Source organism: Burkholderia sp. BCC1985, assembly GCF_905339915.1.
GTDB lineage: Bacteria > Pseudomonadota > Gammaproteobacteria > Burkholderiales > Burkholderiaceae > Burkholderia.
On record NZ_CAJPGY010000062.1, the window covers coordinates 13,787 to 35,254 of the forward strand.

The window sequence follows — 21,468 nt, forward strand, 5'->3', positions numbered from 1 at the left end:
GAATCGCAAGGCCCGCCATGCAAATGGCGGGCTTTTTGCTTTCTGCGCGCTTACAAATTGCAAGCGTTTGTGTGCATTGCCGCAATAACCAGTCAAATGCCTTGGCGCAGTAATCTGGGCTGGGCATAATCGGGGCGCGTTTTTTCGGACGCGCGATGCGTCGTCCGCTCTTCTACCCGACTGATCACCACCAAAAGGACCGACGCGTGAGTCTCTGGTTTCTGGTATTCCTGAGCGTCCTGCAGGGCGTTACCGAACTCTTCCCCGTCAGCAGTCTCGGCCACACGCTGCTCGTGCCCGCGCTGTTCGGCATGCACATCGACAAGCATGCGCCGCAGTTGCTGCCGTTCCTCGTCGCGCTGCACCTCGGCACCGCGCTCGCGCTGCTGTGGTACTTCCGTGCGCGCTGGATCGCGCTGATCAGCGGCTTCTTCGCGCAGCTCGGCGGCCGCAAGAACGACGACGGGCACCTGATGTGGGCGCTGATCATCGGCACGATCCCGACCGGGATCGTCGGCCTGCTGCTCGAGAAGCGCATCGAGCGCGTGTTCCACGACCTGCGGATCGTCGCGATCGCGCTGATCATCAACGGCGTGCTGCTGTGGATCGGCGACCGGATCCAGCGCAGCCGTGCGCATCAACCGCCCGAGAAGATGACGTTCAAGCAGGCGTTCTTCGTGGGCCTGGCGCAGATCGGCGCGCTGATTCCGGGTTTCTCGCGCAGCGGGCTGACGATGATCGCCGGCAACGTGGCCGGACTGACGGCGGAGAAGGCGGCGGAGTTTTCGTTCCTGCTCGGCACGCCGATCATTTTTGCCGCGGGCGTGCTCGAACTGCCGAAGCTGTTCCATGCGCGCGACCAGCTCGCCGATGCGCTGCTCGGCGGCGTGCTGACGGCGATCGCGGCTTATCTGAGCGTACGGTTCCTGATGCGCTATTTCGAAGGGCGCGGGCGGCTGGCTTCGTTCGGCGTGTATTGCGTGATTGCCGGGGTGTTCTGTCTCGGCTGGTTCATGCTGCATCCGCAGCCGGTTTGAGGGTTGCGGTGCCTCCGGTCGCGCGTCGCGCCTGATGTGACGCGATGATCGGGTATAATTTCGGGCTCGGCTTCATGCCGGGCCCGTTTCGTTTCGGGGCTTCGAGTTTTGGGGTGTGGTGGTGGCGCTCGAAGCCTTTCGCGTGGAATGCGGTCCGGGTTTTGTCTTGTCGCCGTGTCTTTTCCCCTCGACCGCCCTTAGCTCAGTTGGATAGAGCAACGGCCTTCTAAGCCGTAGGTCACACGTTCGAATCGTGTAGGGCGGGCCAATGGAATCAGTGCGTTAGCTGATATTTATTTTCAAATTTCTCATCCTCTGTCGGCGCGCTCGTGTGGGCAGCATGTAGGTGTTTGTAGTCAACCACGATCGCAACCAATCCATGTGAGACCGGCGGCTCACTCTGACAAGCATTTTTGACGGCGTCGTAAGCTGAAATGCCGAGCCGGTCGCACGACAAGATCGAGGCGTGGATGCTTGGTAGGCTGACCTCTGAATGGTTGGGATTCTGGCTGTAGTACGCGTGTGCGACTTCCCGGAATCTGCCGCCGTGCGATTGGAGCACCTCATTGCGACGCACCGACACTTCGACCGAATCCGCGCCGAACGTCGCGACCTTCTCGGCTATCGCAATCGAGGTTGCGGACCATTGCACCGCCGCTCCGCCATTCACGCCGACCTGTACCTTGGCGAACTTGAGGTTGTTCTGAAACATATCGCATCAACGATGCACCTTCGATGGTGAACGAAAGCGCGACGACTGTCGGCGCATTCGTATTGGACACTGGTGTTCCCGTGGTCCGCTGGTCGGATTTCCCGCACTCAGTCAATAGTCCAATGGCTACACACGCCAATGTCATTGTCCTCATGCTTCCCCGAGATGTCGTTATTGTGTTGATTTGAAATTGTGAGGCGCGCTGCAGGGGGCCGATGTTCGGCGACACCTATAGATTGAAGCTACTGCTGCCGTTAACCTATTCGAGCTATCTCCTTTAGCGGGATGGCTTACAAAATGAATGAGTTACGGGGAATGCTATGCGATGGATCAAATCACTAACCGCTCTTGCAGTGGTTAGTCTGTGTTCGGGTTGCGCTTATAACGTGCAAGTGTCGTCCCAATCAGGGGCTGCTGAAGTAATGAGCACCAAGGTCAAGCAGGACAAGGCGTATGTGGTGTTCAGTGACAACCTAGCGACTGCCGGGAAGGAGGTGAAGCCGGGGTTCCAGTGCGGCGCTCACCGATACCCCATGTATATCGGAGAGACCCTCGAAAATTCCTTGTCGAAGACGGTTGAAGCGGCCTTTCCTCACGCGGTCAGGAACGGCGGTGCAATTCCCACATTGGGTGACGGACTGGTTTTCAAGTTCGACCTCGCTGAGTTCGATCCGCGCGTCCGTTTTACCCCCGGCTTCTTCGTCCCGACAGCAGATGCGAACGTAGACATAGCAATTCGCGCCCGCGTATCTGATAAGGCGGGTAAGGAACTGATTGCGACGACGTTTCGCGGACAGGGACATTCGAGTCAAGATGGGTCTTGCGGCGTAGGTGCAGACGCGTTGGCGGACGCCGGACAGAAGGCAATCGCGAATGCGATGGAGAATTTCGTGGACAAGGTCATCAATACCGGAATCCTCGATTCGTCAACGACGGCGAGCAAATAGCCATTCGACTTGCGATCCCTCTTGATTGATAGATCGCGGTTGCGCCAATTGAGGCTTCGGGCGGTGACGGGAAACGTATCCCCGTCCCGCCCCTTGCTCGGAGTCTGTCAGTCTAGCCTCAGAGCGAAGTCGTCGGCTCGCAGGTGCATATACCGCCGCAGCATGGCAAGCGTCTTGTGCCCGGTGATACTGGCAACTTCCATGATGTTCAGTCCGTGTTCAAAAAACGGCTTGTCGCTTCGTACCGGGCGCGTGCCCGCTGCGTGGGCCGACGGAAAGCCCGCCCGAACGCGTTAGCGGTTAGCCGCTTGACGAGGCAGTTTCTCACCGGTGCCGAAGTACAAGTCCGCCGAGGATGATGTCATTCCACCAAAGTTGCATGGAAAGAGCCGCTACTTGGTCCTTGGCGTTAGTGACCATCGCTGCAACTTTGTCGAGCATTGCGGCATCCGTCGGCGGCGTTGACTCATCGAGTTCTTACTTTCGCCTGAAGGCGAGAACAACGGGCAGCATGGTGGTGCTGCATGTCCGTAGGCATGCAATTTTTCAAGATAAAGAAAATGCGGGCCATTATCGAGCGCCATATGACATCGCGTGGCAAATGTGCGCGCGCATTATGGAAATGCCTGAACCTGAGGTTAGGGTTGTCCGATCTCGAAAAGAGCGGAGAAAGCGAGCCCGATGCACACCCGGGCCGTACAGTTGCCATTCAGGCGTGAAATAATCTTTGTTCAAAAACGAGAACAGTTTTCCGAGAGAACAAAGAGAAACGCAGCATGAAGGAAATCGAAAGCCAGCGCCATGAGGCCGTGACGAATCAGGAGGGGCAGTATTCGATCTGGCCGACTTCTACGGAGATTCCGTCCGGCTGGAAAAAGGCCGAATTCGGCGGCACCCGGGAACCATGTCTCGACCACATTCGAAGCGCCTGGACCGACATGCGTCCGCTGAGCGTGCGTCAGGCGATGGCAGGCGAGGGAGCCGCGTGAACGCCGCGAGGCAGGCCGGCTTGCCGGCCGCGAACGTGCGGGCATCGAGGACGCTGATAGGTTGGCGCATGAAGGCCTATTCGCGTGTGGTCGCACAGGCTGTCGCGCGTCATGCGAAGACGCTGGCGATCATCGTCGGCATCTTCGTGTTCGGGCTGCCGTTGAATGCGCAACTCGACCTGCTCGGCATGCCGATGAAAGTGTTGCTGGCCGAACACGCAACCGGACTTGGCGTGGCATCGGTGCTGGCGACCTTGTCGATGCTGGCTGCCGCGTCCGTGGCCGTGCAGGGCGATACGGTGTTCGGTGGCGCCGCGCGCCGCTGGAGCGCGAGTTTGCCAGGCGGGATCCGCGCGCATCGTGCGGCCGATCTCATCGTGACGGGCGCTGCTCTGTGGCCGTTCTGGATCATGCTCGCTGCCGCGATTGCGCGACACGTGCTGGGCGCGCGCGACACGGTGACCGGCGCAACCTTTGCGCTGGTCGTCGCGACGCTTGCGCTCGCCTGGACGGGCGCGCCGCTCGCGCTGCTTGCGCGGTCGCGCGCGGCGTTGACGGCGGTGTTCGCGGCCAACGCATTGTTATGGATCGTCCTTCGCTTCGGCGTCGCAGGGACCGCCTGCGCGGCACTTGCCCTGGCGTGCGGCGTTGTCGCACTGTGGCGCGCGCGGCTTGACGCGTTCGTCGAGCGCGAACAGCACGGAGCGACGTTGCTCCGCGGTGGGAATCCGTTCGAACTCGTTCGTGCGGTGATGGTGAACGTCTACGGTCATTCACTGCGGCTGGGCGGCTTGATGCTGGCCGTGCTGGCGATGATCTGCGGATGGATCGTCTCGATGCCCGACTATCTGTCGCGACATTGGGGCATCGTGAACGTGGTGCTGCCGTTCGCGCTGTACCAGATCGCGATCCTGCATGGGTGGATGCGCGACGAATCAGGCCGGCTGACCAGTTGGCTGGGCAGCTTGCCTCGCGCGATTGCCCGCTTCAATCGGGCGGCGGCGATGAGCATCGTGGGGCTGTCGAGTGCCTATGTGCTGGCGATTTGCGTTCCGTTCGCAATTGCAACCGACGAAGGCCGTCGCTACGCCATCGTCTTTGCATGCTACGCCGGCCTCGCCGTTGCATTGGCGGCGTGTCGCTGGTGGGGCGCGCGGGCGTCTCGCATCGTCGATACGTTTCTGACGGCGGGCTGTGCGATCGCTTGCTACGGCATGTTGAAATAGATGGAAAACGACATGAGCATCCTGAGAGTAGCGGGGCTGGGCAAGCGATACGCCGGACGGACGATCTTCAGCGACGTCCAATTGGAACTGCAGGCAGGCGTCTATGCACTGAGGGGCAAGAACGGCAGCGGCAAATCGACGTTGCTGAAATTGCTGGCAGGCGTGGTCCGGCCCGACGAGGGCGTCGTCGAAGTGGGCGGTCACGCGATCGACCGTGCAGCGGACAAGGCCAAGGCCTGTACTGGCTACATGCCGGACAGTGAGGAGTTCTACGATTTCGTGACACCATCGTCGGTATGGCGGCTGATTGCCGATGCGCGGGGGACGAATCTCGAGCAGGGTCTGGTGACGGCCGACCGCCTTGGGTTGACGCGATACGCCGACGAACCGCTTGGCGCGCTGTCGCAGGGAACGCGCCGCAAGGTATTTCTGGTCGGTGCGTTCATGGGCCCTCCGGCCTTGATACTGCTCGACGAACCGAGCAATGCACTCGATGCCGCCGCACATGCGCAGCTGTGCCGGATGATTGCGGCCGCGGCGCCGACGTCGGTCGTGCTGATGTCGACCCACGACGCGGAACTGGTCGCCGCGACCCGCGCGCGCATCCTCGAACTGACGGCACACGGTATCGTCCTGTCGAGACCGTCGAACGTTGCAATGCATGTCGAGCAGTGATGACGGGACCGGCGCGACGCGCATGATGCGCTGCGCTTCCTGGCGCCGTGGGCCGCACGCCAGGATGGCTGCTCGGACGACGACTTTCGCGGCTACATCGGCAGGATCGAATCGGCGGCCCCGTGCTGGTTCGGCGAGACGCCGCTGTCGTCGCAGCGCAAGTACCTGCTGAAGCAGACCGCGAGCACGGCGTTCGCGAAGATCTGCCGTTTCTCCTGTCGCGTCACGGGATACACGTGCGCTCCCGGTGCGTTGCACATTCTGCAGAAAATGCGAATGTCCCCCGGATGCCAAAGTGTTTTCGCGGAATAGCCCTTCCGCGGCACAGCGTCGGCCACGGATACTGACAGCCATACACGTTCCGCATTCGCGGACGCCACACCGATCCCTGCCTGATTGATGCCGCGACGCCGCTCGGCGGCGCGGGCGAGCCGGGGCTGCCGCCGGTCGCACCAGCGCTGACCAACGCGATCTTCGCGGCAACGGGCACGCGCATCCGCAACCTGCCCATCGCGGACCAGCTCGCGAAGCCGAAAGCGGGGTGACGCGGCGCTGCGCACCGGGCCGTCCGCAAGGCCCGGTGCGTATATTCGCCCGCGCGCCCGCCGTTGCGTGCGGCCCGTTCATGCATTCTGTTTGCATATCAATTCGACGGATTCCATCGGGCAGATCGGCCGCCACGACAATCGCTTTCCGGCATCAACTGCGGGAATTCAATCTCCATATTTGCGCCCAGAATTCCACCTGAAAATAGAATCAATAGCCCGCTGATATCGGGTTTGCCCGATGGTGCGGTATCGTACAAAGAGGGGCCGGAAAGTGTCGGATCATTGGCCCGTGAATTCATTTTTTGTAAGAAATTCATTGAGCAAAACCCGACGCGGCTCAATCATTTCTTGATGGTTGATTGGGCGGCTGGTAATCGGTGCGTATCTGATTTTTTGCTGATTATCGGGCAAGTATTCATTCGCGTTTTCATTCTTTTGTTCCGCGACGTGCATGGTGCCGTGAGGTCCACGCACGGGATGTCTGCTCGTCTGCAGATTGAAGTCGTCGAACCGGATGCCGGGCGGCTCGAGGATTAATTGCATATCGACAAACAGCCGGTTTGTCGAATGCTGATCGATCGTGAGGGCGTTGCGAAAGAATTCATCGCGATATTCGATCCGATGGGACGTCTCACGCCATCTGGCTGGAATGATCGATGAAATATAAACGAGCGATGGAGTCGTTTCGTTCATAAATTTAACATATTTAACGTATTGACCTGCGTCGCGATTCGCGGCGTGGTTCGATGCCCCGCTAGATGGGTTATCTAGCATTCTCAATCTGGAGAAACGCAATGCAAGAACTGAATCAGCAGGAAATCGCACAAGTTTCCGGCGGCTACTACGGCGGCGGCTCGATTTTCGACACGCTGGGCAACGTGGTCGAGCTGTACGGCCAGACGCTCTACAACGTCGGCGAAGCGCTGACGACGGCTGTCGTGGGCACGGGCAACGCACTGCTCGGCCTGCTGGGCGGTCAGCACGCGTAAGCCGAACGCGATTTCCGCGCGATGGCGCGCGCTGCGCCGCCATCGCGTGAATCGCGGACCGCCGCGGCACCGGAGCGGGGTGCCGCGGCGATCTTCCCGGGCAACCGGAACGCATCCCGTCGAACCCAATTGACAGTCAGTCATCCCGTATCTTGACGAACCCGACATCTCTCTTCCGGCACGAAGCACAACAGGCGCAGCGCGCCGGCGCGCTGGGCGAGATCGTGCTGGTGCGCCCCGTGTCGCTGACGCTGCTGGCGGCCGCCGCGGTCGCGATGGCCGCGTGCGTGCTGCTGTTCTTCACGTTCGGCACCTACACGCGTCGCACGACGGTCAGCGGCGTCGTGATGCCGGATGCGGGGCTGGTGAAGGTCTATGCGCTGCAGCCGGGGATCGTCGTCGCGCGCGATGTGAAGGAAGGGCAGCACGTCGCACGCGGGCAGACGCTCTATACGGTGTCCACCGACCTGCAGAGCGCGGCGCAAGGCGCGACGCAGGCCGCGCTGATCGCGCAGGCGCGGCAACGCAAGGCGTCGCTGCTCACGGAAATGGACAAGACGCGCAGCCTGCAGCAGGACGAACGCGCAACGGTGCGCGCGAAGATCGCGAGCCTGGGCGGCGAGCTTGCGCAGATCGACGATCAGCTCGCGGCGCAGCGGTTGCGCACGTCGATCGCGGCTGACGGCGCGAAACGCTATCGCGGCCTGCTGGCCCAGGACTACATCTCGAAGGATCAGGCGCAGCAGCGCGAAGCCGACCTGCTCGACCAGCAGTCGAAGCTGAACGGGCTGCTGCGCGAGCGTGCGTCGACGGCGCAGTCGCTGACGGAAGCGAACAACCAGCTGGCCGGCCTCGACCTCAAGCAGCAGAACCAGCTCGCGCAGATCGACCGCAACGTGATCGACGTCGACCAGAACCTGATCGAAAGCGAGGCGAAGCGCCGGATCGTCGTCACCGCACCGGAAGCGGGCGTCGTGACGGCGGCGATCGCCGACGTCGGCCAGTCGGTCGATACGTCGCGGCCGCTCGCGAGCGTGGTGCCGGGCGGCGCGCGCTGGCAGGCGCACCTGTTCGTGCCGAGCACGGCGATCGGCTTCGTGCGGGTCGGCGAGCCGGTGCTGGTCCGCTACCAGGCATTTCCGTACCAGAAATTCGGCCAGTATCGCGCCGAGGTCGTGTCGATCGCGCGCACGGCGCTGTCGGCGGCCGAACTCGCGAACGACGGCGGCCCGGCGGCGACGCCGGGCGAGGGGCGCGATGCGACCTTCTATCGCGTGGTCGTCGCGCTCGATGCGCAGCACGTCACCGCGTATGGCGCGCAGCAACCGTTGCAGGCGGGCATGACGCTGCAGGCAGACATCCTGCAGGAGCGCAGGCGCCTGTACGAATGGGTGCTGGAGCCGCTTTACAGCCTCACCGGCAAACTCTGACGAGGTCGCGCATGGCACTACTCGATCGACTCTCGTTCGGGCTCGGCCGCCAGCTGCCGATGATCCTGCAGACGGAGGCCGCGGAATGCGGGCTCGCGTGTCTCGCGATGGTGGCCGGCTATCACGGCCATCACGTGGATCTCGCGACGCTGCGCGGGCAATTCCCCGTCTCGCTGAAGGGCGCGGGGCTCGGGCGCGTGATCGAGGTCGCGCAGCGCCTCGCGCTCGGCACGCGCGCGGTGAAGCTCGACCTGGCGCAGCTCGGCCAGCTTCGCCTGCCGTGCCTGCTGCACTGGAATTTCAACCACTTCGTCGTACTGAAGGAAGTGAGCGGCAAGACCGCGACGATTCATGACCCGTCGCACGGCATCCGCAAGGTGCCGCTCGCGGAAGTGTCGCGCGCCTTCACCGGCGTCGCGCTCGAACTGTGGCCGGCCGCCGGGTTCGCGCCGCGCGCGGCGCGGCCGGCGGTGAAGCTGCGCGAGCTGCTCGGCCCGGTGTCGGGGCTTTCGCGCTCGCTCGCGCAGATCCTCGCGCTCGCGATCGCGCTCGAAGTCTTCATGCTGGTGCAGCCGTTCTTCCTGCAGTGGGTGATCGACGAGGTGATCGTCAGCGCCGATCGCGACCTGCTGACGGTGCTGGCGCTCGGTTTCGGCCTGTTGCTGCTGATGCAGCAGGCGACCGGCACGATTCGCGCGTGGGCGCTGATGTACGTCGGCGTCACGCTGAACATCCAGTGGCGCGCGAACGTGTTCACGCACCTGCTGAGCCTGCCGGTGCGCTACTACGAGCGGCGCCACCTCGGCGACGTCGTGTCGCGCTTCGGTTCGATCGACACGATCCAGCAGACGCTGACCACGTCGTTTCTCGGCGCGGTGATCGACGGGCTGATGACGATCGTGACGCTCGCGATGATGTTCGTGTACAGCCGCGTGCTCGGCCTGGTCGCGCTGGCGACGATGGCGCTGTACGCGCTCGTCCGGTGGCTGTGGTACGGCCCGCTGCGGCGTGCGACCGAGGACCAGATCGTGCACGCGGCCAAGCAGCAGAGCCATTTCCTCGAAACGGTGCGCGGCGTGAAGACGATCAAGCTGTTCAACCGCCAGACGGAGCGCCGCGCGAGCTGGATCCCGCTGCTGGTCGAGCAGGTCAATGCGAGCCTGCACGTGCAGAAGCTGCAGATCTTCTACCAGCAGCTCAACGGCCTGCTGTTCGGCATCGAGAACGTGCTGATCATCTGGCTCGGCGCGCGCATGGTGATGGACGGCCAGTTCACCGTCGGCGTGCTGATGGCGTTCAACGCGTACAAGAACCAGTTCGACAGCCGGGTCGGCAGCCTGATCGACAAGTACTTCGAAGTCAGGATGCTGCAGCTCCAGGGCGAGCGGCTGGCCGACATCGTGTTCGCGCAAAGCGAGCCGGACGCGAGCCTGCGCAACGTGCCGGGAGAGGCCGACGCGCTTGAAGCGAGCATCGAGATCGACGCGCTGTCGTTCCGCTACGCGGACGGCGAGCCGCTCGTGCTGGACGGCGTGAGCGCGACGATCGCGGCGGGCGAGTCGGTCGCGATCGTCGGGCCGTCGGGTTGCGGCAAGACGACGCTGATCGGCGTGCTGCTCGGCATCCACGAACCGACGGGCGGCACGGTTCGGATCGGCGGGCTCGACGTCGGCCGGCTCGGCATCGAACGGTTGCGCGCGCTGGTCGGCACGGTGCTGCAGGACGACGTGTTGTTCGCGGGCTCGATCGCGGACAACATCAGTTTCTTCGACCCGGACGCGGACCCGCGCTGGGTCGCCGAATGCGCGCGCGTCGCGGCCGTGCACGACGACATCGCCGCGATGCCGATGGGCTACAACACGCTGGTCGGCGACATGGGCACGGTGCTGTCCGGCGGGCAGAAGCAGCGCGTGCTGCTCGCGCGTGCGCTGTACAAGCGGCCGGGCATTCTGGTGCTCGACGAAGCGACGAGCCATCTCGACATCCAGCGCGAGATGCAGGTCAACGCGGCCGTCACGCAGCTCGCGATGACGCGGCTGATCGTCGCGCACCGGCCGGAGACGATCGCGTCCGCGCAGCGCGTCATCATGCTGCAGGGCGGCAAGGTCGTGCTCGACCAGTCGACCGCCGCGATGCGCGCGGCGATGGCGGCAAGGACGTCCGCCGCTGCACCCGTCGCGCCGCAGCCGGCGACGCACGACGCCGGTGCGGCGGAACCGGTCGCGGGGCGCTGAGCGATGAAGCGTCCCCTCGCTACCGTGCTGGCTGTCGTCGCGCTCGCGGGGTCCGCGCCGCCGGCACGCGCGCAGCTGCTCGACGTGTACGGCACGCGCAATGACGTCGCGGCCACGCCGGCCGGGGCGATGGCGTCGGCCACCGCGTGCGGCGCACAGCCTGTCGACGCGCGGCCGCTCGCGCTCGAGGACGCGATCCTGCTGGCGATCTGCTCGCATCCGCAACTGAGCCGGACATGGTCGGATGCGCGCGCGGCCGCGGCCGAGGTCGGCGTGTCGAAGGCCGCGTACTGGCCGACGCTCAATGCGACGGCGGGTGTCGAGCGCGACAACCTGACGACGAACTACAGCGGCGGCTATTCGCAGGACCAGCGCAGCACCAGCCGCTACGGCATGCTCAACCTGAGCTGGGTGCTGTTCGATTTCGGCAAGCGCGGCGCGACGCTCGACCGTGCGCGCGCGCTGCTGCGCGCGGCCAACGCGGCGCACGACGATGCGCTGCAGAGCGTTTTCTACGACGCGGCGCAGGCGTTCTACGCGCTGCGCGACGCGCAGGCGGCACTCGCCGCCGCGCAGGCGGTCGAGCACGCGGCGCAGGAGAGCCTCGCCGAGGCGAGCGCGCGGCACGACGGCGGCGCCGGCACGCTCGGCGATGCGTTGCAGGCGCAGACCACCTACCGCAAGGCGCTGCTCGATCGCGTGAGCGCGGAGGGCGACCTGCAGAGCGCGATCGGCACGCTCGCGACGACGCTGGGCGCCGACGCCGATACGCCGCTGCGCATCGCCGACGCGGAACCGTCGCCCGATCGCGACGACTTCACGCGCGGTGTCGCCGACCTGATCGCCGAAGCCAAGCGCCATCATCCGAAGCTGATCGCCGCGCGCGAAAAGCTCGAAGCGGCGCGCGACGAGGTGCGGGCAGTGCGCGCGCAGTCGTTGCCGACGATCTCGCTGACGGGCAGCCTCGCGCGCAACAACCCGTCTTACCAGCAGCAGGCGTCGTTTCTCCAGTTGCAGAGCAGTCACAGCAACTCGATCGGCATCCAGGTTTCGATTCCGCTGTTCGAAGGGTTCGCGGCGGGCTACCGGGTCGCGCAAGCGAAGGCGCAGGCGGACGCACAGGAAGCCGACGTGCGCAATACCGAACTGAAGGTGTCGCTCGACGTATGGAAGAGCTACCAGAGCCTGCAGACCGATACGACGAACCTGGACAACTCGCGGCATCTGCTCGATACCGCGCTGCATTCGCTCGACATCGCACGTGGGCGCTACAAGGCCGGCGTCGGCACGTTCACGGAATTGCTGAACGCGCAGTCGGCGCTCGCGGATGCGCGCCGGCAGCGTGTGCTCGCGGTGTCGAAGTGGCGGATCGCGAGACTGAAACTGGCCGAGAGCCTTGGGAGGCTGGGATTATGGAACGACGCGGGCTGAACGGCGCCGGGCCGGACGCGAGCGGCGCGCAAGCGCGCGGCTGCGCGTTCCTGTTCCCGGGACAGGGCGCGTTCTATGCGGGCGCGCTGCGGCAGCTGGGCCGCGAACACTCGAGCGTGCGGCTGACGCTCGACCTGCTCGACGCGGTCGCGAGCGAGCGCCTCGGCCGCCCGCTGACGGGCGCGCTGTGGCGTGACGATGCCGGGCTCGACGTCTGGCTGCACGAAGCGCCCGATCTGCTGCAGCTCGGGATTTACGGCGCGTCGGTCGGGATGTTCGGCGTGCTGCGCGAGCGCGGCGTGACGCCCGACGTGCTGATCGGACACAGCTTCGGCGAGATCGCGGCGCTGGTGTGCGGTGGCATGTATTCGATCGAGCAGGGCGCGCGGATCGTCTGCGACCGGATAGCGTCGTTGCAGGCGGCGGCGCCGGCCGACGGGATGATGGCCGCGATCTCGACGGGTGCCGACGCGACGCGCGAGCTGATCGACGCGAGCGCCGTCACGCACGCGGTGCGCAACGTGTGCATCGCGGTCGAGAACCATCCGTCGCAGACCGTCGTGTCCGGCCCGCGCGACGCGCTGGAGCGCTTCGTCGCGGCATGCGCGGCACGCGGCGTGACAGCACAGACGCTCAGGTCTCCGTATGGATTTCATCACCCCGATCTGGCCGGCGCGCGCGAACAGTTCGCCGCGCGGCTCGCCGCGTATCGGCACGGCCCGCTCGCGATTCCGGTGTATTCGCCGATCCTCGGCCGCCGCTACAGCGGCGCCGACGATCCGGGCGCGCGGCTCGCGTCGCATTTCGTGCTGCCGGTGCGGTTCGCCGATGCGATTCGCGCGGCGTGCGCGGACGGCATCGGGCGCTACGTCGAATGCGGCGCGCTCAACGCGCTCGCGCGCATCGTCGTGCGCATCGCGGGGCCCGGCACGGTCAGGACGTTCGGCGGCCCGTCGAACGCGACCGAGGAATCGAGCGTCGTCACGACCATCACCCGTTATTTCCAGGAGGACAGCATCATGAAGGACGATATTCGCATCGGCAACGCCGGCTCCGGGTTCGACGCGTTCTGGCATGCGCGCGGACCGCACATCGTCGACTGGCTCAAGGGCGAGCTGCGTCACGCGTTCGATGCGGCGAGCACGGCGCCGGCCGGCGCCGCGCCGGTCGCGGCACCGACGCTCGCCGCATTGGCACCGCAGGCCGAGCCGCTCGTCGCGTCCGCACCGCGCCTGTCGGCGGTGGCCGTGGCCGCGCCGACCCTGACGGCGGTGCCGGCGCCGTCGGCGCCGCACGAACCGCTCGCGGCGGCGAAGCCCGCCCACGTGCCGCGCGAGCGGCTGTTCACGGAGCTCGTCGATATCTACGCGCAAGCGATGGAGTATCCGGCCGAGGTGTTCTCCGAAACGATCGAGCTCGAAGCCGAACTCGGCATCGATTCGGTCAAGCAGACCGAGATCATCCAGCGCATCACCGCGCGCTACGCGCTGCCGCCGCTGCCGGCCAATTTCCGCAGCGGCGATTTCAAGGCGATGGGGCAGATCGTCGATTTCGTCTACGAGAACCAGGGGAAGGCGGCCGCCTGACGGCCGTGGGCTGAAACGTTGGTCGGCAGGGGGGGCCCTGCCCGTAATGACAAGTTCTCGATAGGCAGGCGATCCATGTCGAATACCAGCATGCGCGGCAAGCTCGTCCTCGTGACGGGCGGCGCGAAAAACGTGGGCAAGGCGATCTGCAGGCGTTTCGCCGAGCAGGGCGCGCACGTGATCCTGAATTTCTTCCATTCGCTCGACGCGTCGAAGCAGACGGCCGACGAACTGCGCGCGCTCGGCGCGACGGTCGACGTGATCCGTGCGTCGGTCGCGCAGCAGGCGCAGGTCGACCGGATGTTCGACGAGATCGAACGGCGCTACGGCCGGCTCGACGTGCTCGTCAACAACGCGGCGTCCGGCGCGCTGCTCGGCGTCGACGAGATCGGCGCCGAGCATTTCGATCGCGCGCTCGACACCAACCTGAAGGGCGCGTTCTGGTGCGCGCGCCGCGCCGCGGCGTTGATGGCGCGCTCGGGCGGCGGCGCGATCGTCAACGTGTCGTCGGTGGGCGCGACGCTCGTGCCGGCGAACTATCTGGTCGTCGGCACCGCGAAGGCGGCGCTCGAATCGCTGACGCGCTATCTCGCGGTCGAGTACGCGGGGCGCGACATTCGCGTGAACGGCGCGTCGTCGACGCTGATCGACGGCGACGTCGCCGCGCAGTTTCCGGACCCGGAGAACACGAAGCGCTCGAGCATCGCCGCGACGCCGCTGAAGCGGCTCGCACGCGCGGAGGACCTCGCCGATCTCGTCGTGTTTCTCGCGTCGGATGCGGCGCGCTGGATCACCGGGCAGGTGGTCGTCGCGGACGGCGGGCTGTCGCTGTGCAGCGAAGGGTTGTCGCCGCGCGCGGAATGGGCGGGCGCGGCGCGTGCCGAGGGCGCGGGCGAGGCGGCGCCGGCCGCGGCGCCGCCCGTCTCCGTGAACGCGCAGCGGGCCGATGGTCCCGCCGCGCCGCCGGACGACGCGCCGGACAGCGACGACATCGCCGTGGTCGGCATGGGTCTCGCGTTGCCCGGCGCGAGCGACCCCGATGCGTTCTGGCGCGCGCTGCTCGACGGGCCCGAACTGTTCGGCAACGTGCCGCCGGATCGCTGGGATTACCGCTCGTTCTATTCGCCCGACACGTCGGCCGAGGACAAGAGCTATCAGTCGCGCTCGGTCTTCATCGAGCAGTTCGAGCCGTGCCCGACGGTGCGCGCCGAACTCGACGCGGGCACCGCGCCGCACGAGCTGACGACGCTGTGGCTGCGTCACGCGCTGTGCCAGTCGCTCGACGGCGTGACGCTGCGTGACGCCGATCGCGTGGCGTTCCTCGTCGGCTACACGGCGGACGGCAGCCAGCATCTCGAGGAGGGGATGGTGCTGGCCGCCGCGCGCGAACGCCTGAACGCGGTGCTGATCGAGGCGGGCGTGGACGCGGCCGAGCGCGAGCGGCGCGTGGCCGCGATCGATGCGGTGCTGAGCGCGCGTTATGCGCGCGGCGCCGGCGATCTCGCGTCGTTCTTCCCGCACCGGGTCGGCCTGAACGCGATGCAGGGCGTGCTGCCGGACGACGCGCAATGCATGATGGTCGACACCGCGTGTTCGTCGTCGCTGTATTCGATCGATCTCGGAATCAAGGCGCTGCTGCTCGGCAAGCAGGACGTGGTTGCGTGCGGCGGCGCTTTCGCGCTCGCGCCGCGCGGCTCGGTCCTGTTCTCGAAGCTGCACGGGCTGTCGCGCAGCGGCGAGGTGCGGCCGCTCGATCGCGACTGCGACGGCGTGCTGTTCGCGGACGGCGCGGGCGTCGTGATCCTGAAGCGCGTCGCGCGGGCGCGTGCGGACGGCGACCGCATCCTCGGCGTGCTGAAATCGTTCGGCTCGTCGTCCGACGGCAAGGGCAAGGCGATCTACGCGCCGAATTCGGCCGGCCAGCGCATCGCGATCGACCGCGCGTATGCGCGCACCGCGACGGTGCCGGCCGACGTCGACTGGGTCGTTGCGCATGCAACGGGCACGCCGGCCGGCGATCTCGCGGAATTCCAGAGCCTGCGCGACGCGATCCGGCGCGACCGTCCGGTGCAGGTGACGTCGAACAAGTCGCTGGTCGGGCATACGGGGTGGGCGGCCGGCGTCGTGTCGGTGATCCAGGTGCTGCTCGGGTTGCGGCATCAGGTGATCCCGCCGCAGCACCGCTTCAGCGAGCCGCCGCCTGAGTTCGACATCGCCGGCACGAACCTGCGGATTCCGGTGGCGCCGGTATCGTGGCCGGTCCGGCGTGAATCGGCGCGCGTCGCGGCGGTGTCCGGGTTCGGCTTCGGCGGCACGAACGGTCACCTGATCGTGTCGGAATACCGCGCGGATCTACCTGCCGGCGAGGCGAGCGGGCGGTTCGCGCGCGAGCCGCTCGCGATCGTCGGCTGGTCCGCAAAGTTTCCGGGCCTCGACGGCGACGCCCAGGTCGCCGCGTGGCTGCGCGGCGAAGGCCGTGCGCCCGACGCGAGCTTCGGAACCGGCTACCCGCTGCCGAGCTTCGCGCGCGTGAAGATGCCGCCGGCGGTGCTGCGCGCGCTCGATCGCTGCCAGCTGATGGCGCTCGACGCCGCGCACGACCTGCGCGAACGCCTCGGCACGTTCTGGCACGCGCATGCGGACACGATCGGACTCGTGATGGGGCACATGGGGCCCACGCGCAATGCGGCGCTCTACGCGAGCCGCTGCTATCTCGACGACATCGCGGCCGCGGTGCTCGACGCGACGGGGCCGGACGAACGCGCGGCGACCGAACGCGTGCTGGACGGCTTGCGCGAGGCGACGAAGCAACTCGTCGCGCCGACGACCGAGAATTCGTTTCCGGGAATGATGCCGAACGTGATCCCGGCGCGCGTCGCGAACTATCACGACCTGCACGGAATGAACATGACGGTCGATGCGGGCCACGCGTCGACGCTCGCGGCATTCGAGGCGGCCGAGCGTTTCCTGTGCAGCGGCGAACTCGACATGGCGATCGTCGGCGGCATCAACGGCAACTCGGCGGAAGAGGTGCGGCCCGCGTTCGGGCTGCCGCTCGCGGAGGGCATCGTGCTGTTCGCCGTCACGACGGTGCGGCGTGCGCAGGCCGAAGGGCTGCCGGTGCTCGCGGTAGTGGGCGGCGGCGACGCGAGGGCTGCTGTCGAACCGGCTGCGCCGTGCGATGCGACGGGCCGCGCGGTCACGTATGCGGGGGCCGACTCGGCGATCGACGTGCTGCGCGCAATCGTCGCGCGCGATGCCGGCACGACGCTCACGCGTGACGGCGGCGGCGACCGCGCGCGCTACGCGCTGCATGTTGCATGCGAGCCGGCCGGCCCGCACGGGACCACGCCGCACGAGCCGCATCGCGACGCGCTGCTTGTGCCGCCCGCCCATGCGACGGCACCGGCCGCCGCGACCGCGCAACCGGCCGCATCGACAACCGCGGCGACCGCACCCGTTGAACCCGGCACCCTGATACCCGGCCCGCTGCGCCGGACCGGCGTCGCGGCCGACGGCGAGCCGCTCGGCGTCGCGCGTTACCGGATCGAATGGCGCGACGCGCCGTGGCGGCCCGCGGGCCGGTCGACGCCGTTCATCGCGCCGCGCTGCGTGATCGTGACCGACATGCCGGACGCGCTGGCCGCACAGGCCGCACACGCCGATGAGGGCCCCGGCTGCGTGGTGCTGTCGACGCGGCCGTTCGCCACGCACCGGCCGGGCTGGCACTGGATCGAGCGGATCGATGCGGCGGCGCTCGATTTCCTGCCCGACGACATCGGCCACGTGCGCGTGCTCACGTCGCTCGACGCCGGCACGCTCGCACCGGGTGCCGCAGCGCCGGCTGCGTCTGCGCGGCTCGCGCTGCACGAGCTGGCGTTTCTCGCGATCAAGCGCTGCCATGCGGCACTCGAGCGCGACGGCAGCTTGATCGTATTGCTGCTCGACGCGCTCGCGGGCGACGTACCGCATCCGGATGCCGGCCTGTTCACGGGCCTCGTGAAGGCGCTGGCGATCGAGATGCCGGAAGCGCGCCCGGTTGCCGTGCTGACCGATACGCGCGCGCTGGCGGACGCGCTGCGCGACGCGGAGCGGGAAAGCGGCGCCCGTCACTGGCTGCCGGTCGTCGCGCTGGGCGCCGGACGGCGCCGCACGCCGCGCGTGATCGCGGACGCGGGTGAACTGCGCGCGGACGAACGGCTGTCGCTCGGCCAGGATTCGGTCGTGGTCGCGGTCGGCGGTGCGCGCGGGATCACCGGCGAGCTGATGAAGACGCTCGCCGCGCAGGTGCGCCCGACGCTGTACCTGATCGGCAGCAGCGCGCTGGACGCGATCGACGCGGAACTGCTCGCTATGGATGACGAAACGTTCGCGAAGAGCCGTCCGGACTACATCCGCCAGCAGAAGGCGCTGCATCCGCAACGGTCGTTGCCCGAGATCATCCGCGCCTTCGAGCGGCGTGCCGACGCGCGCACGGCCTGCATGAACATCGAGGCGATGCGCGCGTTCTGCGGCGCGCACCGCGTGACCTACTTGCGCGCCGACGTGCTCGACCCCGACAGCGTGAAGGCGGCCATCGACACGATTCTCGCGCGCGAGCCGCGCGTCGACCTGCTGGTCAACGCGGCCGGACTGAACCGTTCGGCCTCGGTGCGCGTGAAGTCACTGGACGATTTCGTCGCGGTGCGCGACATCAAGGTACGCGGCTACTGGAACCTGCGCCGCGCGTTCGGCGCGCGGCAGCCGCGCCTGTGGTGCAACTTCGGCTCGTTCATCGGGCTGACCGGGCAGGCGGGCGAAACCGACTACGCGTCGGGCAACGACTTCCTGAACACGCAGGCGTCGTATCACCGCGCGGCGCTCGGTCACGACGAATTCACGATCGGCTGGACGCTGTGGCGCTCGGTCGGGCTCGGCGCGAACCCGGTCACGCGTGCGTTTCTCGAGAAGAGCGGACTGTTCACGAGCATGCGCACCGCGGAGGGGCAGCATCACTTCATGCGCGAACTCGGGCTCGGCGAGCGCGCGGCGATGTCCGTGCATCTCGGCGACGCCGAGCGGCGTGCGATCGAAACGCACCTGCCCGGTTACTTCGACCTCGACGAAGGCGCGCCGGCCGCCGTCGCCGCGTCGCGCGATCCCGATTTCTATCTCGGCGCGGAACGCGCGCGGACCGACGACAGCGTGACGTTCGAGCGCGTGTTCGACCTCGAGCGCGACGCGTACCTGCAGCATCACGTCGTCAACGGCTTTCCGACGCTGCCGGGAACCTTCGTGCCCGAAGTGGCCGCCGAGGCCGCGCTGCGGCTCGTGCCGGGGCTCAAGGTCGTCGGCTTCGCGGACGCGGCATTCCTGCACTTCCTGCGTGTGTACGACGCGAAGCGGCCGAGCGTGAAGCGCATCCACGCGTGGATCGCGTCGCGCGACGGCGACGCGGTGCACGTGCGCGTGCGGATTTCCGGCGACGTGCTGGCGCCGGGCGGGCAGGTGCTCGTGCGCGACAAGCCGCACTTCGAGATCACCGTGCGCCTGGCCGACGCCTACGCGCCGGCGCCGGTGTGGCACGAACCGGCCATGGCGACGTTCACGCCCGTCGCCGATCCGTATCACTTCGACGCGGCGCCGGTGCGGCTGACCGGCATGTTCGTGTCGACGACCGACACCGGCATGAGCGACGCGGGCAAGCAGGCGCGCTTCCGGCTGAACGTGCCGGACGGCGACCCGGTGTTCTCGCGCTTCGTGGTGCCGAGCATCCTGCTCGACGGGCTCGCGCGCGTGGCCGCGCTCGATCACGTCGCGGGCGACTACATTCCGCTCGCGGCGCCGATGTCGATCGGCCGCATCGATATCTACGAAGCCGGCAACGACTGCGAGCTGGCGAGGCGCCACGCGTCGATCGCGCTGCGCGTGAGCCCGCGCGCGTTCGCGCTGGAAGGGCCGGCGAGCAGCGGCAACCGGTTCGTCGCGGTGCGCCCGGACGGCAGGATCCTGATGCAGATGCGCGACGTGACGGGCATCGTGATCGGCTACGTGCATCGCGTGACCGGCGCGTTCGCCGCGCGCGGCGAGATCGACGCGCAACTGGCCGGGCGCGCGCCTTCCGAACAGGTGTCCGCATGAGCATGAAGCGACTCGCGCCCGGCCCGCGCGGCAGCGTAGTGATGGGCAACCTCGCGGCGTACAAGCGCAATCCCGTCACGATGCTGCTGAAGCTGCAGCAGCAGTACGGCGACATCGCGCGCAACCGTCTCGGCCCGTTCCTCACGCACGCGCTCGCGCATCCCGACGGCGTGCAGCACGTGCTGCAGGACAACCATCGCAACTACGTGCGCGGCCGCTTCTACGACAACTTCAAGATGTTCTTCGGCGACGGCCTGCTGACGACCGACGGCGAGTTCTGGCGGCGTCACCGCCGCGTGGTGCAGCCGCTGTTTCACCGCAGGCAGGTCGAGTCGCACACGGCCGCGGTCGGCGCTGCGGCGCTCGCGCTCGTCGAGGCGTGGCTGAAGCGGCCGGCGCATGCGCCGTTCGACGCCGTCGAGGAAATGATGCGGGTGAGCCTGCGCATGCTCGGGCTGATGCTGTTCAACGCGGACATCTCGCGGCATGCGGACGACGTCGGGCCGGCCGTGCGCTTCGGCATCGCGGCGATGATGCCGCAGGGCAACCTGAACGATTTCGTGCCGCGCTGGATGCCGACGCCGTTCAATCGCCGGATCGCGCACGCACGCCGCGGGATCGACACGATCGTGGACGCGATCGTCGCCGAGCATCGTGCGGGGCGCTGCGACACGAGCGACGTGATCTCGCTGCTGCTCGCCGCGCGCGACCCGGACACGGGCGCGCCGCTGACCGAGCGCGAGGTGCACGACGAGGTGATGACGGTGTTTCTCGCCGGCCACGAAACCACCGGCAGCGGGATGGCGTGGGGGCTCTATGCGCTCGCGCAGCATCCGCAGGTGTTGCGCCGCTTGCGCGAGGAGCTCGATGCGGTGCTCGGCGGCCGCGCGCCCGATGCGGCCGATCTCGAACGCCTGCCGTACCTCGCGCAGACCGTCGACGAGATCCTGCGCCTGTACCCGCCGATCTGGGGCTTCACGCGCGATCTGGTCGACGACGACGAGATCGGCGGCTATCACGTGCCGGCTGGCTCGTCGGTGTTCATGTCGCCGTACGTCACGCATCGTCATCCGGCGCTGTGGGCGAACCCCGACGCGTTCGATCCGGAGAACTTCGGATCGCATGCGCCGGAGCGCCACAAGTACGCGTACTTTCCGTTCGGCGGCGGGATGCGCAAATGCATCGGCTACCAGACCGCGTTGCTGCAGATGCGCGTGCTGATCGCGGTGGTGGCGCAGCACGTCGACCTGAGCGCGGTGCCCGGTCATTCGCTCGACACCGGCGCGACGATCTCGCTGCGTCCGCGCGACGGGATCCGGTTGATCGCGAAGCCGCGCTTGCGCGAGCGGGTGTCCGCGGGGCAGGCCGGGGGGGATGCAAGCGCGCCGGCTGTCAGGACATCGGTGTGTCCGTTTACGGGCACGCAAGCGCTGGGGGCTACGTCGTTGCCGTCGCCATCACCATCGCTGTCGCCAACGCCAACGCCAACGCCAACGCCAACGCCAACGCCAACGCCCACGCCAACGCCAACGCCAACGCCAACG

15 protein-coding genes, 1 tRNA gene and 1 pseudogene are annotated in these 21,468 nt (G+C 67.1%); 14 read left to right on the forward strand and 3 right to left on the reverse strand.

What is annotated here, in order from left to right; all coding sequences use genetic code 11:
* The first annotated feature begins 206 nt into the window (after positions 1-206).
* Both U4Z31_RS34320 and U4Z31_RS34325 read left to right on the forward strand, forming a co-directional pair.
* On the forward strand, positions 207-1,037 hold the full coding sequence (locus U4Z31_RS34320) for an undecaprenyl-diphosphate phosphatase (RefSeq protein ID WP_124487597.1): 831 nt from the start codon (positions 207-209) through the stop codon (positions 1,035-1,037).
* 191 nt (positions 1,038-1,228) lie between these two features.
* Positions 1,229-1,305, forward strand: a tRNA-Arg gene (locus tag U4Z31_RS34325).
* A 6-nt stretch (positions 1,306-1,311) separates the two neighbouring features.
* On the opposite strand, the gene U4Z31_RS34330 is transcribed toward U4Z31_RS34325, so the two are convergent.
* Positions 1,312-1,749: a hypothetical protein gene (locus tag U4Z31_RS34330; protein WP_124667601.1), complete on the reverse strand. Its 438-nt coding sequence runs from the start codon at positions 1,747-1,749 to the stop codon at positions 1,312-1,314.
* A 422-nt stretch (positions 1,750-2,171) separates the two neighbouring features.
* Here U4Z31_RS34330 and U4Z31_RS34335 point away from each other — a divergent pair, with 422 nt between their 5' ends.
* From U4Z31_RS34335 to U4Z31_RS34360, 5 genes and pseudogenes are all read left to right on the forward strand, one after another.
* Complete coding sequence (locus U4Z31_RS34335; RefSeq protein ID WP_235879376.1) at positions 2,172-2,696, forward strand: hypothetical protein; 525 nt, start codon at positions 2,172-2,174, stop codon at positions 2,694-2,696.
* 776 nt (positions 2,697-3,472) lie between these two features.
* Positions 3,473-3,685 carry an MbtH family protein gene (locus U4Z31_RS34345; RefSeq protein ID WP_044844873.1) on the forward strand — a complete coding sequence of 71 codons (213 nt, stop codon included), beginning with the start codon at positions 3,473-3,475 and terminating at the stop codon, positions 3,683-3,685.
* 68 nt (positions 3,686-3,753) lie between these two features.
* Entirely contained in the window at positions 3,754-4,911 is a 1,158-nt protein-coding gene (locus U4Z31_RS34350; protein ID WP_044844872.1) for a hypothetical protein, read from the forward strand.
* Between the two features lie 12 nt (positions 4,912-4,923).
* Entirely contained in the window at positions 4,924-5,586 is a 663-nt protein-coding gene (locus tag U4Z31_RS34355) for an ABC transporter ATP-binding protein (RefSeq protein WP_185735462.1), read from the forward strand.
* Positions 5,587-5,604: 18 nt separating this feature from the next.
* Positions 5,605-5,790, forward strand: a pseudogene (locus U4Z31_RS34360) (hypothetical protein); the annotation flags it as partial.
* Between the two features lie 439 nt (positions 5,791-6,229).
* Here the strand turns inward: U4Z31_RS34360 and U4Z31_RS34365 are convergent.
* Positions 6,230-6,451, reverse strand: a complete 222-nt coding sequence (locus tag U4Z31_RS34365) for a hypothetical protein (protein ID WP_321812717.1) — start codon at positions 6,449-6,451, stop codon at positions 6,230-6,232.
* A complete protein-coding gene (locus U4Z31_RS34370) occupies positions 6,414-6,827 on the reverse strand; it encodes a hypothetical protein (protein ID WP_321812718.1) in 414 nt (137 codons plus the stop codon). The genes U4Z31_RS34365 and U4Z31_RS34370 overlap by 38 nt, the downstream gene beginning before the upstream one ends.
* 101 nt (positions 6,828-6,928) lie before the next feature.
* Between U4Z31_RS34370 and U4Z31_RS34375 the strand changes: the two genes are divergently transcribed.
* The 7 genes from U4Z31_RS34375 to U4Z31_RS34405 form a co-directional block, all read left to right on the forward strand.
* Positions 6,929-7,123, forward strand: coding sequence for a hypothetical protein (locus tag U4Z31_RS34375; RefSeq protein ID WP_044844870.1), 195 nt, complete (start codon positions 6,929-6,931; stop codon positions 7,121-7,123).
* A gap of 152 nt (positions 7,124-7,275) precedes the next feature.
* A complete protein-coding gene (locus U4Z31_RS34380) occupies positions 7,276-8,553 on the forward strand; it encodes an HlyD family secretion protein (RefSeq protein WP_321801492.1) in 1,278 nt (425 codons plus the stop codon).
* 11 nt (positions 8,554-8,564) lie between these two features.
* The gene (locus U4Z31_RS34385) at positions 8,565-10,787 is read left to right on the forward strand and encodes a peptidase domain-containing ABC transporter (RefSeq protein ID WP_321812719.1); all 2,223 of its coding nucleotides are present in this window, start codon (positions 8,565-8,567) and stop codon (positions 10,785-10,787) included.
* A gap of 3 nt (positions 10,788-10,790) precedes the next feature.
* The gene (locus tag U4Z31_RS34390; RefSeq protein ID WP_321812720.1) at positions 10,791-12,218 is read left to right on the forward strand and encodes a TolC family protein; all 1,428 of its coding nucleotides are present in this window, start codon (positions 10,791-10,793) and stop codon (positions 12,216-12,218) included.
* Positions 12,200-13,804 (forward strand): acyltransferase domain-containing protein, encoded by a 1,605-nt coding sequence (locus U4Z31_RS34395; protein ID WP_321812721.1) that lies wholly within the window; start codon positions 12,200-12,202, stop codon positions 13,802-13,804. The genes U4Z31_RS34390 and U4Z31_RS34395 overlap by 19 nt, the downstream gene beginning before the upstream one ends.
* Before the next feature lie 75 nt (positions 13,805-13,879).
* A complete protein-coding gene (locus U4Z31_RS34400; RefSeq protein ID WP_321812722.1) occupies positions 13,880-19,924 on the forward strand; it encodes an SDR family oxidoreductase in 6,045 nt (2,014 codons plus the stop codon).
* On the forward strand, positions 19,921-21,468 hold a 1,548-nt coding region (locus U4Z31_RS34405), incomplete at its 3' end, for a cytochrome P450 (RefSeq protein ID WP_321812723.1). The genes U4Z31_RS34400 and U4Z31_RS34405, both read left to right, overlap by 4 nt.

Coding starts and splice junctions, on each gene's coding strand:
- U4Z31_RS34395 (WP_321812721.1), top strand. CDS start 12,200: ATGGAACGACGCGGGCTGAACGGCGCCGGGCCGGACGCGAGCGGCGCG.
- U4Z31_RS34390 (WP_321812720.1), top strand. CDS start 10,791: ATGAAGCGTCCCCTCGCTACCGTGCTGGCTGTCGTCGCGCTCGCGGGG.
- U4Z31_RS34335 (WP_235879376.1), top strand. CDS start 2,172: ATGAGCACCAAGGTCAAGCAGGACAAGGCGTATGTGGTGTTCAGTGAC.
- U4Z31_RS34350 (WP_044844872.1), top strand. CDS start 3,754: ATGAAGGCCTATTCGCGTGTGGTCGCACAGGCTGTCGCGCGTCATGCG.
- U4Z31_RS34385 (WP_321812719.1), top strand. CDS start 8,565: ATGGCACTACTCGATCGACTCTCGTTCGGGCTCGGCCGCCAGCTGCCG.
- U4Z31_RS34375 (WP_044844870.1), top strand. CDS start 6,929: ATGCAAGAACTGAATCAGCAGGAAATCGCACAAGTTTCCGGCGGCTAC.
- U4Z31_RS34345 (WP_044844873.1), top strand. CDS start 3,473: ATGAAGGAAATCGAAAGCCAGCGCCATGAGGCCGTGACGAATCAGGAG.
- U4Z31_RS34355 (WP_185735462.1), top strand. CDS start 4,924: ATGAGCATCCTGAGAGTAGCGGGGCTGGGCAAGCGATACGCCGGACGG.
- U4Z31_RS34370 (WP_321812718.1), bottom strand. CDS start 6,827: ATGAACGAAACGACTCCATCGCTCGTTTATATTTCATCGATCATTCCA.
- U4Z31_RS34365 (WP_321812717.1), bottom strand. CDS start 6,451: ATGAATTTCTTACAAAAAATGAATTCACGGGCCAATGATCCGACACTT.
- U4Z31_RS34330 (WP_124667601.1), bottom strand. CDS start 1,749: ATGTTTCAGAACAACCTCAAGTTCGCCAAGGTACAGGTCGGCGTGAAT.
- U4Z31_RS34400 (WP_321812722.1), top strand. CDS start 13,880: ATGTCGAATACCAGCATGCGCGGCAAGCTCGTCCTCGTGACGGGCGGC.